Here is a 16,158-nt window from a genome sequence, read left to right on the forward strand (position 1 = left end):
CATGAGCACGACCCAGCCCGGCATCGCAGACATGGAGCGGGCCATCATCGACAGCCATGGCGCGGCCTTTGCCGACTTCCCGGCCCAGCCCGCGCCGCCCCCTGCGTCGGACGAGCCCGTCTACCGCGCGGCTCTCGCCGCCTGCAGCACCCTGGGCTTCATCGCCCAGGACGCCGAATGCCTGGCGCGCGCCTGGGCCGCGCAGACGCGGCGCCTGGGCGCCTTCGACGCCGCCCACTGGCCCGACGCGCCGCAGGACTTCGGCCTGCAGCCGCGCCCGCATGCCAACGCCTTCGCGCCCTGCCCGCAGGCGCTGGGCCTGTATGCCGTGCTGCCCGACGCGGCCTGGGTGGGCCGCATGGCGCGCGCCGGCGTGCCCACGGTGCAGCTGCGCTACAAGTCGGGCGACGCCGCCGCCATCGCGCGCGAGGTGCGTGCCGCGGTCGAGGCCGTGCGCGGCACGCCCGCGCTGCTGTTCATCAACGACCATTGGCGCGAGGCCATCGCCGCCGGCGCCTACGGCGTGCACCTGGGCCAGGAGGATCTGGACGCGCTCGCGCCCGATGACCTCGAGCGGCTGCGCGCCAGCGGCCTGCGCCTGGGCGTGAGCACCCATGGCTACGCCGAGATGCTGCGCGCCGACGCGGCGCGCCCGAGCTACATCGCCATGGGCGCGGTGTTCCCGACCACGCTCAAGAAGATGGCCACCGTGCCCCAGGGCGTGGCACGCCTGGCTGCCTATGCGCGACTCATGCGCGGCTATCCGCAGGTGGCCATCGGCGGCATAGGGCTGGAACAATTTGCGCAGGTGCTGGCCACGGGCGTGGGCTCGGTGGCCGTGGTGCGCGCCATCGTCAACGCCGCCGATCCCGAGGCCGCGGCCGCGCGGCTGATGGCGGCGCTCGGGGGCTGAGGGCGGCGCTCAGGGGCGCTTGGGGTCCATCTGAGCGAGCTCCAGGCGCAGGTCAAGCCCGTCGTCATCGATGCCCGGCCCGCCCCCCAGGGCGATGTCGGGCACGCGCGCCTGCGACAGGTCCACGTCCAGCACGGGCTCGGGCGCCACGCCGTCGTAGCCCGAGGGCATGAGCGACAAATCCCCGGCGATGGAGTCCAGGCTGCGGTCGGCCGGCAGCGCGGCATGGCCCGCCCTGGGCGTGGTGCGCGCGCGCGGTGGCGGCGCGCCGCGCAGATGTGCGGGCGTGGTCTGCACGATGGCCAGCAACAGCAGCAGATCGTCGAAGGCCGCGAGGTCGAAGCTCTCGCCGACGCGCTCATGGTCGCGCCGGAACAGAAAGCCGTCGAGCACCGCCATCGCCTCGGGCGAGGACCATTGCGCCTCGATCTGCGCGAGCGCCTCGGGATAGTCCTCCAGCGTGCGGCCGCTGTCGTGGAACTGCGCCAGGTCGGGGATGCGCACGTTGAAGCGCTCCTCGAACTGCGCGCGCAGGCGCCTGAAGTCCTCGGGGCGCCCGAGCATGTGGAACAGGCGCAGCGCCTCCAGATAGGCCCAGGGCATGGCGTCGCCCTGCTCCTGGATATAGGCACGAAGGACCTCGATGGCCTGCTCGTGCTCGCCAATGGAGATATAGAACTCGGCCTGTTGCTGAATGTCGAACAGCGCCTCGGGCGGTGCGATCTGCTGCGCGCGCTGCACCCGGGGTGCGGGCGCGGGCGGCTCAGGCTCCGCAGCTTCGACCGGAATGGTGTCCGGTGCATCCACGGGCAGGTGCAGGTGTTCCTGCTCGGGCAGCGGCGCGCTGGGTATCCAGGTGTCGGCCGCGTCGGGTTCGACCTGCCAATGCTCCTGCCCGTCGGGCCCCTGGGTCACCACGCCACCGCCATTGCCGGCCGCACTGCGCGCCACGGAATCGCTCCATGCGCGCTCGCGCTCGCCGCGCTGGCGCCGCAGCAGCCATGCCATGCCGCCTACGGCCAGCGCCAGCAGGCCGCCCAGCCCATAGACCCAGCCCGCGCCATAGCGCTCGCGCTGCGCCTGCTCCAGGCGCTCGCGCAGCCCGGCCGCCGTCGCGCGCTCGGCCGCAAGCTGCGCGGCGTGGGCCTTGGCGTCGGCCTGCAGCCGGTCGAGTTGGGCCATGGCCTGCTGCAGGTCCTCGGGCGAGGCGCTGAGCGTCTTCCACAGCGCGGCCGCCTCTGCACGCCGGCCCTCGTCGACGGGCGACAGCGTCAGGTTCTCGTTGCGCGTGAGGCGCAGGGTCAGCGGTGTATCGAGCCACAGGTCCAGCGGCTCCACGAGCAGGCGCGGGCCGGCCGTGGGAGCCGCCTGGGGCGCCGCGGCCAGCGTCCGCACACGCGGGCGCGCGGCCGGCGTCTGCGCAGCCGCTGCCTGGCGGCCGGTCTGGGGCCGGGCGCTGCCGCCCGCTGTTGCCGCAGCCTGCCCATCTGCGTTTTGCGCCGGCACGCGGCCGGCCAGGTCGCGCGGCCGGTTCTCCGCAATGGCGGGAGTGACGGCAGCAGCGAAGCCGGCGCCGCCCGACAGGCGCGGGGCGACCGCGACGGTGCGGTCGACGGCCCCGGGCGTGGCGGCGGCCGATGCCGGCGGATCGACGAGGAAGGTGTAGGTCCGCGTCACACGCCCCTGACAACCGGCCGCCAGCGTCACGGTGAGCACGGGTTCGTCGGCCGCCACGCGCGTCTGCACGCGCACCATGGGCGAGGGCCCGCCGAGCATGGGCGTCACCTGCACGCGCGCGTCCGACAGCCGCTGGGATCCCAGCACCATCTGGGCCGACAGGCAGGACGATGCCAGGTCCTGGCCCGGGTCGGGTCGGACCTCGAACATCAGATCGACGGGCGAACCCAGCACCACTGCGCCGCGGCTCGGCCCCAGCGACAATGCCGCCACACCCGACGCCGCGGTGCATAAGCAGACACCTGTTAGTAGCTTACGCATATTCACAATGGTTTCAAAATGTTTATGGATTTTGACACAAACCGCGGCCTGTCCCTACACCTTTGGATGATTTGACCATGAATGTGAGCTTTCACTCGGCAGCCATCGTCGGCACGGGCGCCATGGGGCGCGGAATCGCGCAGATAGCGGCCCAATCGGGCAGCACGGTGTATCTTTTTGACACCAAACCCGGGGCGGCCGATGCCGCCCGGACCGATATCCATGCGCAATGGCAGCGTCTTGCCGACAAGGGACGCATCACGCCCGCCCAGGTGACCGAGTGGCTTGCCAGGCTGGTGCCCGTGGCCGCGCTGCACGAGCTGGCGGCCTGCGATCTGGTGGTGGAGGCCATCGTCGAGCGCCTGGATGCCAAGCAGGCGCTGCTCCTTGAGTTGGAGGCCCTCGTCGCTCCCCATGCGGTGCTGGCGAGCAACACATCGTCGCTGTCGATCACGGCCGTGGCCGCGCCGCTGCGCCACCCCGAGCGCGTGGCGGGCTTTCATTTCTTCAACCCCGTGCCGCTCATGAAGGTGGTCGAGGTGGTGGCCGGCCTGCGCACCGACCCGACCATCTGCACGCGCCTGGCCGACTACGCGCGCGCCATGGGCCATACGCCGGTGATGGCGCAGGACACACCGGGCTTCATCGTCAACCACGCGGGACGCGGCTTTGGCACCGAGGCGCTGCGCATCGTGAGCGAGGGCGTGGCCGACTTCGCGACGGTGGACCGCATCCTGCGCGACCAGGCGGGCTTCAGGCTCGGGCCGTTCGAGCTCATGGATCTGACGGCACTGGACGTCTCGCACCCGGCCATGGAGTCCATCTACCACCAGTACTACGAGGAGCCGCGCTTTCGCCCCAGCGCGATCACGGCGCAGCGCCTGGCCGGCGGCCTGCTCGGGCGCAAGACGGGCGAGGGCTTTTACCGCTACGTGGATGGCGTGGCCCAACTGCCCGCCGAGCCCGCCGCGCCCGAGGTGGCGGAGCCGCCGCCGGTCTGGGTGTCGCCGCGCGCGGCGCGCCGCGCCGACTTGTACCAACTGCTCAAGAACCTGGGCGCGCGCATCGAGACCGGCGCCTCGCCCTCGGCCGGCGCCCTGACGCTGGTGGCGCCGCTGGGCTTTGACGTGACCACGGTGGCCGTGGTCGAGCGCCTCGATCCCACGCGCACCATTGGCATCGACATGCTGATCGACGACGCCGCCACGCGCCGGCGCGTGCTGGCCACCAACCCGGCCACGCGCGAGGACATGCGCCGCGCCGCGCATGCGCTGTTCGCGCGCGATGGCAAGGCCGTGAGCGTGATCCGCGACTCGGGCGGCTTCGTCACGCAGCGCGTCGTGGCCACCATCGTGAACATCGCCGCCGACATCTGCCAGCAGCGCATCTGCAGCCCCAGGGACCTGGAGACGGCCGTCACCCTGGGCCTGGGCTACCCGCTCGGGCCGCTCGCCATGGGTGACCGCTGGGGGCCGAGCAGCATTCTGGAGGTGCTGTTCAACATGCAGACCGTCTATGGCGACCCGCGCTACCGCCCCAGCCCCTGGCTGCGCAGGCGCGGTGCCATCGGCCTGAGCCTGATGCACGAAGAGCCCTGACGGGGCGCGCGGGCTGGGCCTCTAAACACTCTCAAAACAATAGCTTTCAGCGCTTTTCCACAAAGCGCCAGAGGCAATTTTCACCATATATCCGTGTGCCCTGATGGTGGGGCGGAGGCTCCCCCATCGGGCCAGGGGACACCCATGCGACAGCCCCACGCCGGCCCGCCCCTGCCCGGCACGACAATAGTCCCCACCGCGTCACGTAAACGACAGACCATGGACGAACCGATTCTTACCATGGAGGAACGCGAGGCGATCAACAACGGTCGCTGGTTCTCCTCCCTCTCCCCTTCCCTGCGCCACGACATACTGCGATGCGCCACGGTCAAACGCTACAAGGACGGCGCCCTGCTGGCGGCGCGCGGCGACCAGCCCGAGGGCTGGATCGGCTGCGCACGCGGCGCGGTGCGCGTGAGCTCGACCTCGCTGTCGGGCAAGCAGATCACGCTGACCTATGTGGAGCCGGGCATCTGGTTCGGCGATGTGGCGCTGTTCGACGGCGACCGGCGCACGCACGACGCCTACGCCCATGGCGACACCACCATCCTCAGCGTCTCGCGCGCGGACTTCAAGAACATCCTCGCCCAGCACACCGAGTTCTACGAAGCCATGCTGCGCCTGCAGGCGCGGCGCATACGCCAGCTGTTCGGCCTGGTGGAAGACCTCAACACCCTGCCCCTGCGCGCGCGCCTGGCCAAGCAGCTGCTGCACCTGGTGCGCAGCTATGGCGTGCCCAGCCTGCAGGACGGCAGCGAGATCCGCATCGGCCTGCAGCTGGCCCAGGAGGAGCTGGCCCAGCTGCTGGGCGCCTCGCGCCAGCGCGTGAACCAGGAGCTCAAGGCCATGGAACGCGAGGGCGCCATCCGCATCGAGCCGGGCGGCCTGGTGGTACGCGAGCGCGACGCGCTGCTGCGCATCGCCGAGACCGCCGCCTGAACCCATCACCATCACCCCAAGGACATTGCCACCCATGAGCCAGTTCGAGCATTTCATCGGCACCCGCCCCGTCTCCGACCAGCACGCGTTCGACACGGCCGCCCTCGGCGCCTGGCTGCAGCGGCATGTGCCGGACTTTGCCGGGCCGCTCACGGTGGAGATGTTCAAGGGCGGCCAGTCCAACCCCACCTACAGGCTGGTCACGCCCACACGCAGCTTCGTCATGCGCACCAAGCCCGGCCCGGTGGCCAAGCTGCTGCCCTCGGCCCATGCCATAGAGCGCGAATACGCCGTCATGCGTGGCCTGGCGGGCAGCGGCGTGCCCGTGCCGCAGATGCTGGCGCTGTGCGAGGACGAATCCGTCATCGGCCGCGCCTTCTACATCATGGAGTTCATGCAGGGCCGCGTGCTCTGGGACCAGACCCTGCCCGACATGAGCCAGGCCGAGCGCGGCCCCATCTACGACGAGATGAACCGCGTGATCGCCGCGCTGCACTCGGTGGACTTCGCCGCGCGGGGCCTGGCCGACTATGGCAAGCCCGGCAACTACTTCGAGCGCCAGATCGGCCGCTGGAGCAAGCAGTACCAGGCCTCCATCACCGAGCCGATCGCCGAGATGGACCGGCTCATGGACTGGCTGCCCGCGCACATGCCCGCGAGCGCGCGCGACGACAGCCGCGTGGCCATCGTGCACGGCGACTACCGGCTGGACAACCTCATGTTCCACCCCACCGAGCCGCGCGTGATCGCCGTGCTCGACTGGGAGCTGTCCACGCTCGGCCACCCGCTGGCGGACTTCGCCTACCACTGCATGAGCTGGCATATCCCCGCATCGCTCTCGCGCGGCATAGGCGGCTGCGACCTGAAGGCGCTGGGCATCCCCGAGGAAGAGGACTACATCCGCCGCTACTGCGCGCGCACGGGCATCGCCGACGTGGACGGCCTGCTGGCGGACTGGAACTTCTACCTCGCCTACAACATGTTCCGCATCGCCGCCATCCTGCAGGGCATCGCCAAGCGCGTGGAGGCCGGCACCGCGGCCAGCGCCCAGGCCCGTGCCGCCGGCGCCACGGCCCGCCCCCTGGCGCAGCTGGCCTGGTCGTTCGCGCAGAAGACCGCCTGAGGGCCACCTGAGAACCGCCTGGGGCAGACGCCAGCGGTGCTTTGCAACAACAGGTAAACCCAAACATTCGTTCAAGGGTTTACCCTGTAGTCATAAAAGCGCAACCTTGCGATAGTCGCGACCACTATTGGTTGCACCTATTCGCATCATGAGCACTACCGTTGGCATCAAGGTCGATGACCTGCTGCGCGAGCGCATTCGCAACGCCGCGCAGAATCTCAACCGCACACCGCACTGGCTGATCAAGCAGGCCGTCGTCCAATATGTGGACGCGCTCGAGCGCGGCGCGACCACCATCCGCGTCCTCGGCGCCGACGAGGCCACGCCCGAGGACGGCCGGGAGGAGGTGCAACCCACCGCCCCGCAGGAGGCGCAACCCTTCCTCGCCTTCGCCCAGTCCATCCTGCCGCAGACGCCGCTGCGCGCCGCCATCACGGCCGCCTGGCATCGGCCCGAGACCGAATGCCTGCCCGCGCTGCTGCCGCTGGCACGCACGCAGGACGAGGCCCAGGCCGCCAAGGTGCGCGAGCTGGCCACGCGCCTGGTGCAGGGCCTGCGCGACGCGCCCGTGACCAGCGGCGTGGCCGCGCTGGTGCAGGAGTTTTCGCTCTCCAGCCAGGAGGGCGTGGCGCTGATGTGCCTGGCCGAGGCGCTGCTGCGCATCCCCGACAAGGCCACGCGCGACGCGCTGATTCGCGACAAGATCAGCAAGGGCGATTGGAAGTCGCATGTGGGCCGCTCGCCGTCCCTCTTCGTCAACGCCGCCGCCTGGGGCCTGGTGCTCACAGGCAAGCTGACTTCCACCAACAGCGAGAAGAGCCTGTCGTCTGCGCTCACGCGCGTCATCGGCAAGGGCGGCGAGCCGCTGATCCGCCAGGGCGTGCACCGCGCCATGAAGCTCATGGGCGAGCAGTTCGTCACCGGCCAGAACATCTCCGAGGCCCTGGCCAACAGCCGCAAATACGAGGCCCAGGGCTTTCGCTACAGCTACGACATGCTGGGCGAGGCCGCCGCGACGGAAGCCGACGCCCAGCGCTACCTCCGCGACTACGAGCAGGCCATCCACGCCATTGGCGCCGCCTCGGCCGGGCGCGGCATCTTCGAGGGCCCGGGCATCTCCATCAAGCTCTCGGCCCTGCACCCGCGCTATTCGCGCGCGCAGTACGACCGCGTGATGGGCGAGTTGCTGCCGCGCGTGCTGCACCTGGCGGAACTGGCCAAGCAGTACGACATCGGCATGAACATCGACGCCGAGGAAGCCGACCGCCTGGAGCTCTCGCTCGACCTGATGGAGGCGCTGTGCGCCGCGCCCAGTCTCAAGGGCTGGAGCGGCATAGGCTTTGTGGTGCAGGCGTATCAAAAGCGCTGCCCGCATGTCATCGAATACCTGATCGATCTGGCGCGGCGCAGCCGCCGGCGCCTCATGATCCGCCTGGTCAAGGGCGCGTACTGGGACAGCGAGATCAAGCGCGCCCAGCTCGACGGCCTGGCCGGCTACCCGGTCTACACGCGCAAGGTCTATACCGACGTGAGCTACCTGGCCTGCGCGAGAAAGCTGCTGGAGGCGCCCGACGCCGTCTACCCGCAGTTCGCCACGCACAACGCCCAGACGCTCGCCAGCATCTACCAGCTGGCCGCCAGCGTGGGCGGTAGCTACTACAGCGGCCAGTACGAGTTTCAATGCCTGCATGGCATGGGCGAACCGCTGTACGCGCAGGTCACCGGCCCCGCAGCCGAGGGCAAGCTCGCGCGCCCCTGCCGCATCTACGCCCCCGTGGGCAGTCACGAGACGCTGCTCGCCTACCTGGTGCGGCGCCTGTTGGAAAACGGCGCCAACACCTCGTTCGTCAACCGCATCGGTGACGCCAGCGTGCCCGTGGCCGAGCTCGTGAGCGACCCGGTCGAGGACGTACTCGCCATCGCCCGAGACGAAGGCCGCCTGGGCGCACCGCACCCGCGCATTGCCCTGCCCCACGACCTGTTCGCGGGCGAGGGCCGGCTGGCGCGCGCCAACTCCCAGGGCCTGAACCTGGCGCACGAGCAGCAGCTCGCATCGCTCGCCGCCGCCCTGCTCTACAGCACGCGCCAGACCTATCTGGCCGCTGCGCCCCAGACCCCGCTGCCCGCCAACCCGGCGCAGACGCCGGGCTGGGAGCCGCTGCGCAACCCGGCCGAGCTTTCCGACATCGTGGGCTGGGTGCGCGAGGCCAGCGCCGACGAGGCCCAGGCCGCCGCCGAGCGCGCCGCCCAGGCCGCGCCCATCTGGGCCGGCACGCCCCCGGCCGCGCGCGCCGATGCGCTGGCCCGCGCGGCCGACCTGCTCGAGCAGCGCAGCCAGCCGCTCATGGGCCTGATCCAGCGCGAGGCCGGCAAGACCCTGCCCAACGCCGTGGCCGAGATCCGCGAGGCCGTGGACTTCCTGCGCTACTACGGCGCCCAGGTGGCCGCGCAGTTCGACAACGCCGCACAGCGCCCGCTCGGCGTCATCCTCGCCATCAGCCCCTGGAACTTCCCACTGGCCATCTTCTGCGGCCAGGTGGCCGCGGCCCTGGCCGCGGGCAACACCGTGCTGGCCAAGCCGGCCGAGCAGACGCCGCTCACGGCCGCGGCCATGGTGCAGATCCTGCACGAGGCCGGCGTGCCCCAGGGCGCGCTGCAGCTCGTGCCCGGCCGCGGCGAGACCGTGGGCGCGGCCCTGGTGGCGCACCCGCAGGTCGCGGGCGTGATGTTCACCGGCTCGACCGAGGTGGCGCGCCTGATCGCGCGCCAGCTCAGCACCCGCCTCTCGCCCAGCGGCCACCCCATACCGCTGATCGCCGAGACCGGCGGGCAGAACGCCATGATCGTGGACTCCTCGGCCCTGGCCGAGCAGGTGGTGGCCGACGTGCTGTCCTCGGCCTTCGACTCGGCCGGCCAGCGCTGCTCGGCGCTGCGCGTGCTTTGCCTGCAGGAGGACGTGGCCGATCGCACCTTGGCCATGCTGCACGGCGCGCTGCAGGAATGGACCATGGGCAACCCCGACCGCCAGAGCACCGACGTCGGCCCCGTGATCGACGGCGAGGCACGCGCGCAGATCGAGGCGCATATCCAGCGCATGCAGGACGCGGGCCAGAAGGTCACGCGCGTGCAGCGCCAGGATGGCCAACTCAACGGCCATTTCGTGGCCCCGGCCATCATTGAAATTGATAGTACGTCGCGCTTGACCCGTGAGGTGTTTGGCCCGGTTTTGCATGTCATCCGATTCCAGCGCGAGCAGCTCGACGCCCTCATCGACGGCATCAACGCCACGGGCTATGGCCTGACTTTTGGCGTGCACAGCCGCATCGACGAGACCATTGCCCACCTGAGCGAGCGCGTGCAGGCCGGCAACCTCTATGTGAACCGCAACGTGATCGGCGCCGTGGTGGGCGTGCAGCCCTTTGGCGGCATGGGCCTGTCGGGCACGGGCCCCAAGGCCGGTGGGCCGCTCTACCTGCACCGCCTGGTGCAGGGCGCGCCCAACACCGCGCTGGCCGCGCTGCCGCATTCCGAGGTCGATCACGCGCAGCAGCCCACGCTGCAACTGCTCGCGCGCCTGCAGCAGACGGCCCTGCCCGACGTGGATGCCGCGCTGGCGCGCGCCGCCTGTGATGCGGCGCTGGCCGCCTCGCGCCAGGGCGCGAGCTGGCTGCTGCCCGGCCCCACGGGTGAGTCCAACCGCTACCGCCTGCTGCCGCGCGGCCCCGTGTGGGCCCTGCCGCGCACACCGCTGGGCCTGGTGCACCAGCTGGCCGCGGCGCTGGCCAGCGGCAACCGCTGCCATGTGGTGCTGTCCCAGGGCGACTCCGGGTGCGCCGCCGCCTGGGAGGCCATCGCCGCTGCCCTGGGCGCGGCCGGCCAGGACTTGCTGCGACGCGCCGATGCCGCAAGCCTGCAGGACGCCAGCACACCGGTGACGGCCCTGCTGTTCGAAGGTGACGGCGACGCCCTGCTGCAGGTGGGTGCGCTGGTCGCCGCGCGCGAGGGCGCCATCGTGCGCGTGGAAAGCCGCAGCAGCGACGAGCTCGCCGCAGGCCTGGGCTACGACCTCGCGGCGCTGGTGCACGAGCAGTCCATCAGCACCAACACCGCGGCCGCGGGCGGCAACGCCCAGCTCATGACCATGGCGTGAGGCGGCCATTCACGACAGGGCGGTGCGGGCGGCGGCGCATATGAGTCGCGCCTGACCACCGCCCCGTCATCCCCGCGATAGAGGGGATGACGACAGGCTTATCGATATTTGATTAAAAACTGGCTCTAGCGCTTGCCCAACAAGCGCCGGAAGCTATAAAAACCATAGAGATTTCACCATGCAACTTTCCTGGAACGACCCCACGGCGATCATGTTCGCCATCTACCTGGTCGCCATGCTCGGCATCGGCGCCCTGGGGTACCTCGGCACCAAGAACCTGTCGGACTACATCCTGGGCGGGCGCAGCCTGGGCAGCTTCGTCACGGCGCTGTCGGCCGGCGCCTCGGACATGAGCGGCTGGCTGCTCATGGGCCTGCCCGGCGCGGTCTATGTCTCGGGCCTGTCCGAGGCCTGGATCGCCATCGGCCTCGTGGCCGGCGCCTACCTCAACTGGCGCCTGGTGGCGGCGCGCCTGCGCCTGTACACCGAGCGCGCGGGCAACGCCCTCACGCTGCCCGACTACCTGGCCAACCGCTTCGAGGACAAGGGCAATCTGCTGCGCATCGTCACCGCCCTGGTGATCCTGGTGTTCTTCACGCTCTACTGCGCCTCGGGTGTGGTCGCGGGCGCGCGCCTGTTCGAGAACATGTTCGGCATGCCCTACACCACCGCGCTGTGGGTGGGCGCGGCCTGCACCATCGCCTATGTGCTGATCGGCGGCTTTCTGGCCGTGAGCTGGACCGACACCATCCAGGCCTCGCTCATGATCACCGCGCTCATCCTCGCCCCCGTGATCGCCTGGCTGGCCGTGCAGGGCCAGCTGCAGCCGGGGCAGGACTGGCATGCCATCGTGGCGCCCGAGAAGTTCGACATGATGCGTGGCGCCAGCCTTGTCGGCATCGTCTCGCTGCTGGCCTGGGGCCTGGGCTATTTCGGCCAGCCGCACATCCTGGTGCGCTTCATGGCGGCCTCGTCGGTGCAGACCATTCCCGCCGCGCGGCGCATCAGCATGACCTGGATGATTCTGTGCCTCGTGGGTGCGGTGGCCGTGGGCTTCATCGGCATCCCCTACTTCGCGCTGCACGAGGGCGGCGCGGCCGCGGTCAACGCCAATGCCGAGACGGTGTTCATGGAAATCTCCAAGCAGCTCTTCAACCCCTGGATCGCCGGCGCCCTGCTGGCCGCCATCCTCGCCGCGGTGATGAGCACGCTGTCGTGCCAGCTGCTGGTGTGCTCGAGCGCGCTGACGGAGGACATCTACCGCGCCTTCCTGCGCAAGAACGCCAGCCAGCAGGAGCTGGTCTGGGTCGGCCGCATCATGGTGCTGGTGGTGGCCCTCGTGGCCATCGGCATTGCCAGCAACCCCGAGTCCAAGGTGCTGGGCATGGTCAGCTACGCCTGGGCCGGATTTGGCGCCGCGTTCGGGCCGGTGATCATCCTGTCGCTGTGGTGGGAGCGCATGACGCGCGCGGGAGCGCTCGCGGGCATCGTCGCCGGCGCCGTCACGGTGCTGGTGTGGAAGCAGTTCGGCTGGCTGGGCCTGTACGAGATCGTGCCCGGCTTCATCCTGGGCTGGATCGCGGTGATGGTGGTCAGCGTGCTCAGCAGCTCACCCTCCACGAGCATGCGCCAGGCCCATGGCGCGGTGCAGCGCGAGTTCGCACAGCTCAGCGTGTCTTGACCTCGCTCAGGCCAGCGGCCTGATCCATCCGGGAACGAGGCCCGGCACTGCCACGGCGGTGCCGGGCCTCGTCGTCTGCAGAGATTCTTTTCACCAGATAAAATGAACGATTGGTAACCGTTTTCATCACCATGAAGAAGAACCCGGTCGACATGCATGCCAAGCCCAATGTCCAGGTGCTCGAGCGCATGTTCCAACTGATCGACGTGCTGGCCTCGAAAGAGGAATCCGTCTCGCTCAAGGAGATCAGCGAGCGCACGGGACTGCACCCCTCCACCGCCCACCGCATCCTCAACGACCTGACCATAGGCCGCTTCGTCGACCGGCCCGAGTCGGGCAGCTACCGCCTGGGCATGCGGCTGCTGGAGCTGGGCAACCTCGTCAAGGCGCGCCTGTCGGTGCGCGACGCGGCCATGGCGCCCATGCGCCAGCTGCACAAGCTGATCCAGCAGCCCGTCAACCTGAGCGTGCGCCAGGGCGACGAGATCGTCTACGTCGAACGCGCCTACAGCGAGCGCTCGGGCATGCAGGTGGTGCGCGCCATCGGCGGGCATGCGCCGCTGCACCTGACGTCGACGGGCAAGCTGTTTCTCGCCGCGGACGACCCGCAGCGCGTGCGCGCCTATGCCACGCGCACGGGCCTGCCCGGCCACACGCGCAACAGCATCACACAGCTGGCGACGCTGGAGCGGGAACTGGGCAAGGCGCGGCAATACGGCGTGGCGCGCGACAACGAGGAGCTGGAGCTCGGCGTGCGCTGCATGGCGGCGGGGGTATTCGACGACCAGGGCCAGCTCGTGGCCGGCCTGTCGATCTCGGCGCCCGCCGACCGGCTCGACGACGGCTGGCTGCCCAAGCTGCAGGCTGCCGCCCACGAGATCTCGCTGGCCCTGGGCTATACCACGGGCCAGCGCACATCACTCTCGGGTACTGCCTGAGCGGCGGTGAGCAGCCGCGGGGTCAGCTCCTGGGCCCTGCGACCACGGCGCTCACATGGGCGCCGCCGCTGCCGACCGGGGGCAGCTTTTCCACCCAGGAGCGCACGCGCTCGGCGTCGGCCAGACGGCTGAACTTGCCGGCCGAATCCAGGAACACCATGATCAGCTTGCGGCCCGCCACCTGGGCCTGCATCACGAGGCAACGCCCCGCCTCGGAGATGTAGCCCGTCTTCTGCAGGCCGATGTCCCAGGCCGGATTCTTCACGAGCCGGTTGGTGTTGTTGTACTGCAGCACCCGGCTGCCCACCTGGACCTCATGGCCCGGAGAGGTGGAGAGCTCGCGCAGCAGCGGATCGCCATGCGCCACGTTCACCAGCGTGGCCAGGTCATGGGCGCTGGACTGGTTCTTGCTGGACAGGCCCGTGGGCTCGACATAGCGCGTCTCGGTCATGCCCAGCAGCCTGGCCTTGGCGTTCATGCGCTGCACGAAGGCATCGAGCCCGCCCGGATAGGTGCGGCCCAGCGCGTGGGCCGCACGGTTCTCGCTCGACATCAGCGCCAGGTGCAGCATCTCGCCGCGCGTGAGCGTGGTGCCGACGACCAGGCGCGAGCCGCTGCCCTTCTCGGTGTCCACATCGTCCTGGGTGATGGTGATGGGTTCGTCCATGGGCAGGTGCGCCTCCGAGATCAGCAGCCCCGTCATGAGCTTGGTAATGGAGGCAATGGGCAGCACCGCATGGTCGTTCTTGCTCAGCAGCACCTCCTTGGTGTCCTGGTCCATGACCAGCGCCACGCTGGACTTGAGGTCGAGCGGATCATCCACCTGATGCAGGCCCGCGAGCTGCCCGAACGATGGGCGTGCCGGCACGGCAGCCGCCATGCGCACCGGAGCGCGGGCGCTGCGCGCAGACACGCGCGTGGATTTCGAAGCCGTCGACTTGTGCTTTTGCTTGACCGCGACGCGTTTGGATACGGTCGCAGCCTTCTTGGCCCCCGCAGGCTTGCGCTGAGCTGCCTCGACCTGGGGAATGGCCAGCGCCAGACCAAGAGCCAGGAAGGCGACGGCACGGGAAAGGCGAGAGGCGATGCGAAGGCGCGCGTGCATCTGAGGCTCCGAACGTAAAAAACTGTACGCGAGTTTATAGAATTAAAAAAAGCCGCGCAAGATCAACACCTTGCACGGCCTTCTTCATTGATCGTCTGAATTATAAACTAGGGAGGGTACTTTTCCCCCTTGCACGGTGATGGTGACGTGTGGCAGTCAGCCCTGCGCGGCAACGCGGTCCGTGTGGCTGTACAGCTTGTTGAGCGCGCTCAAGTAAGCCTTGGCCGAGGCCACGACGATGTCCGGGTCGGCGCCAACGCCGTTGACGATGCGACCGCTGTTCTGCAGCCGCACCGTCACCTCGCCCTGGCTTTCCGTGTTGCCGCTGATGGCGTTGACCGAGTACAGCACCATCTCCGCGCCACTCTTGACCTGGCTCTCGATGGCCTTGAGCGACGCATCGACCGGGCCGTTGCCGTCGGACAGGCCGCGCACCTCGCGCCCGCCGATGGTGAAGACGATCTCGGCATGCGGCATTTCACCGGTTTCGCTGTGCTGGGCGAGCGAGATGAAGCCGTAATGCTCCTTCTCGGCCGTCACGCTCTCGTCACTGACCAGGGCCAGGATGTCCTCGTCGAAGATCTCGCTCTTGCGGTCGGCCAGATCCTTGAACTTGGCGAAGGCGGCCATGATCTCGCCCTCGGATTCGAGCACCACGCCCAGCTCCTGCAGGCGCTGCTTGAACGCCGTGCGTCCCGAGAGCTTGCCCAGCACGATCTTGTTGGCGCTCCAGCCGACGTCCTCGGCGCGCATGATCTCGTAGGTGTCGCGCGCCTTGAGCACGCCATCCTGGTGAATGCCGCTCGCGTGCGCAAAGGCATTGGCGCCCACCACGGCCTTGTTGGGCTGCACCACGAAGCCCGTGGTGGTGCTGACCATCTTGCTCGCGGGCACGATCTGGGAGGTGTCAATGCCCACGTCCAGGCCGAAGTAGTCACGCCGGGTCTTGACGGCCATGACGATCTCCTCGAGCGAGCAGTTGCCCGCGCGCTCGCCCAGGCCGTTGATGGTGCACTCCACCTGGCGCGCGCCACCGATCTTCACGCCGGCCAGGCTGTTGGCCACGGCCATGCCCAGGTCGTTGTGGCAGTGCACGCTCCAGATGGCCTTGTCACTGTTGGGGACCTTCTCGCGCAGCGTCTTGATGAAGTGGCCATAGAGCTCGGGGATGGCATAGCCCACGGTATCGGGGATGTTGATGGTGGTCGCGCCCTCGTTGATCACCACCTCGCACACGCGCGCGAGGAAGTCGATGTCGCTGCGGTAACCGTCTTCGGCGCTGAATTCGATGTCCTCCATGAGGTTGCGCGCAAAGCGCACGGCCAGGCGCGACTGCTCGAGCACCTCCTCGGGCGTCATGCGCAGCTTCTTCTCCATGTGCAGCGGGCTGGTGGCGATGAAGGTGTGGATGCGCCCGCGCTGCGCGTCCTTGAGCGCCTCGGCCGCGCGCGCAATGTCGCGGTCGTTGGCGCGCGAGAGCGAGCACACGGTGGAATCCTTGATGGCGCGCGCGATCGCCTGCACGCACTCGAAGTCGCCATTGCTGCTGGCGGCAAAGCCGGCCTCGATCACGTCCACCTTCAGGCGCTCGAGCTGGCGTGCGATGCGCAGCTTCTCGTCGCGCGTCATGCTGGCGCCGGGCGACTGCTCGCCGTCGCGCAAGGTGGTGTCGAAGATGATGAGTTTGTCGGAGCTCATGGTGTGCCTTCTGTC

Annotated in this window: 10 protein-coding genes; 7 read left to right on the forward strand and 3 right to left on the reverse strand. The window is 69.4% G+C overall.

The window, feature by feature from the left end; all coding sequences use genetic code 11:
• The first annotated feature begins 1 nt into the window (after position 1).
• On the forward strand, positions 2 to 913 hold the full coding sequence (locus tag ABUE11_RS11415; protein WP_367065435.1) for a thiamine phosphate synthase: 912 nt from the start codon (positions 2 to 4) through the stop codon (positions 911 to 913).
• Positions 914 to 922: 9 nt separating this feature from the next.
• Here ABUE11_RS11415 and ABUE11_RS11420 read toward each other — a convergent pair whose 3' ends face one another.
• Entirely contained in the window at positions 923 to 2,863 is a 1,941-nt protein-coding gene (locus ABUE11_RS11420; RefSeq protein WP_367065436.1) for a hypothetical protein, read from the reverse strand.
• Positions 2,864 to 2,988: 125 nt separating this feature from the next.
• On the opposite strand from ABUE11_RS11420, the gene ABUE11_RS11425 reads away from it, so the two are divergent.
• The 6 genes from ABUE11_RS11425 to ABUE11_RS11450 all read left to right on the forward strand — a co-directional run bounded on the left by ABUE11_RS11425 (position 2,989) and on the right by ABUE11_RS11450 (position 13,340).
• Positions 2,989 to 4,509, forward strand: coding sequence for a 3-hydroxyacyl-CoA dehydrogenase (locus ABUE11_RS11425; protein WP_367065437.1), 1,521 nt, complete (start codon positions 2,989 to 2,991; stop codon positions 4,507 to 4,509).
• Between the two features lie 219 nt (positions 4,510 to 4,728).
• Positions 4,729 to 5,448 carry a Crp/Fnr family transcriptional regulator gene (locus ABUE11_RS11430; RefSeq protein ID WP_367065438.1) on the forward strand — a complete coding sequence of 240 codons (720 nt, stop codon included), beginning with the start codon at positions 4,729 to 4,731 and terminating at the stop codon, positions 5,446 to 5,448.
• A 34-nt stretch (positions 5,449 to 5,482) separates the two neighbouring features.
• Positions 5,483 to 6,571, forward strand: coding sequence for a phosphotransferase family protein (locus tag ABUE11_RS11435; RefSeq protein ID WP_367065439.1), 1,089 nt, complete (start codon positions 5,483 to 5,485; stop codon positions 6,569 to 6,571).
• Positions 6,572 to 6,716: 145 nt separating this feature from the next.
• On the forward strand, positions 6,717 to 10,721 hold the full coding sequence (gene putA / locus ABUE11_RS11440; RefSeq protein WP_367068811.1) for a trifunctional transcriptional regulator/proline dehydrogenase/L-glutamate gamma-semialdehyde dehydrogenase: 4,005 nt from the start codon (positions 6,717 to 6,719) through the stop codon (positions 10,719 to 10,721).
• Positions 10,722 to 10,899: 178 nt separating this feature from the next.
• Positions 10,900 to 12,402 carry a sodium/proline symporter PutP gene (gene putP / locus ABUE11_RS11445; protein WP_367065440.1) on the forward strand — a complete coding sequence of 501 codons (1,503 nt, stop codon included), beginning with the start codon at positions 10,900 to 10,902 and terminating at the stop codon, positions 12,400 to 12,402.
• A 131-nt stretch (positions 12,403 to 12,533) separates the two neighbouring features.
• Positions 12,534 to 13,340, forward strand: a complete 807-nt coding sequence (locus ABUE11_RS11450) for an IclR family transcriptional regulator (RefSeq protein ID WP_367065441.1) — start codon at positions 12,534 to 12,536, stop codon at positions 13,338 to 13,340.
• Positions 13,341 to 13,362: 22 nt separating this feature from the next.
• Here the strand turns inward: ABUE11_RS11450 and ABUE11_RS11455 are convergent, their stop codons facing one another.
• Positions 13,363 to 14,445 carry a serine hydrolase gene (locus ABUE11_RS11455; protein WP_367065442.1) on the reverse strand — a complete coding sequence of 361 codons (1,083 nt, stop codon included), beginning with the start codon at positions 14,443 to 14,445 and terminating at the stop codon, positions 13,363 to 13,365.
• A gap of 156 nt (positions 14,446 to 14,601) precedes the next feature.
• Positions 14,602 to 16,143: a 2-isopropylmalate synthase gene (locus ABUE11_RS11460; protein ID WP_367065443.1), complete on the reverse strand. Its 1,542-nt coding sequence runs from the start codon at positions 16,141 to 16,143 to the stop codon at positions 14,602 to 14,604.
• Positions 16,144 to 16,158: the final 15 nt, after the last annotated feature.

This window comes from Oryzisolibacter sp. LB2S, from assembly GCF_040732315.1.
Lineage (GTDB): Bacteria > Pseudomonadota > Gammaproteobacteria > Burkholderiales > Burkholderiaceae_C > Alicycliphilus > Alicycliphilus soli.

Bases quoted from the DNA above. Each gene is read 5' to 3' on its own strand.
- ABUE11_RS11455 (WP_367065442.1), bottom strand. From the start codon at position 14,445: ATGCACGCGCGCCTTCGCATCGCCTCTCGCCTTTCCCGTGCCGTCGCC.
- ABUE11_RS11460 (WP_367065443.1), bottom strand. From the start codon at position 16,143: ATGAGCTCCGACAAACTCATCATCTTCGACACCACCTTGCGCGACGGC.
- ABUE11_RS11425 (WP_367065437.1), top strand. From the start codon at position 2,989: ATGAATGTGAGCTTTCACTCGGCAGCCATCGTCGGCACGGGCGCCATG.
- putP (WP_367065440.1), top strand. From the start codon at position 10,900: ATGCAACTTTCCTGGAACGACCCCACGGCGATCATGTTCGCCATCTAC.
- ABUE11_RS11435 (WP_367065439.1), top strand. From the start codon at position 5,483: ATGAGCCAGTTCGAGCATTTCATCGGCACCCGCCCCGTCTCCGACCAG.
- ABUE11_RS11430 (WP_367065438.1), top strand. From the start codon at position 4,729: ATGGACGAACCGATTCTTACCATGGAGGAACGCGAGGCGATCAACAAC.
- ABUE11_RS11415 (WP_367065435.1), top strand. From the start codon at position 2: ATGAGCACGACCCAGCCCGGCATCGCAGACATGGAGCGGGCCATCATC.
- ABUE11_RS11450 (WP_367065441.1), top strand. From the start codon at position 12,534: ATGAAGAAGAACCCGGTCGACATGCATGCCAAGCCCAATGTCCAGGTG.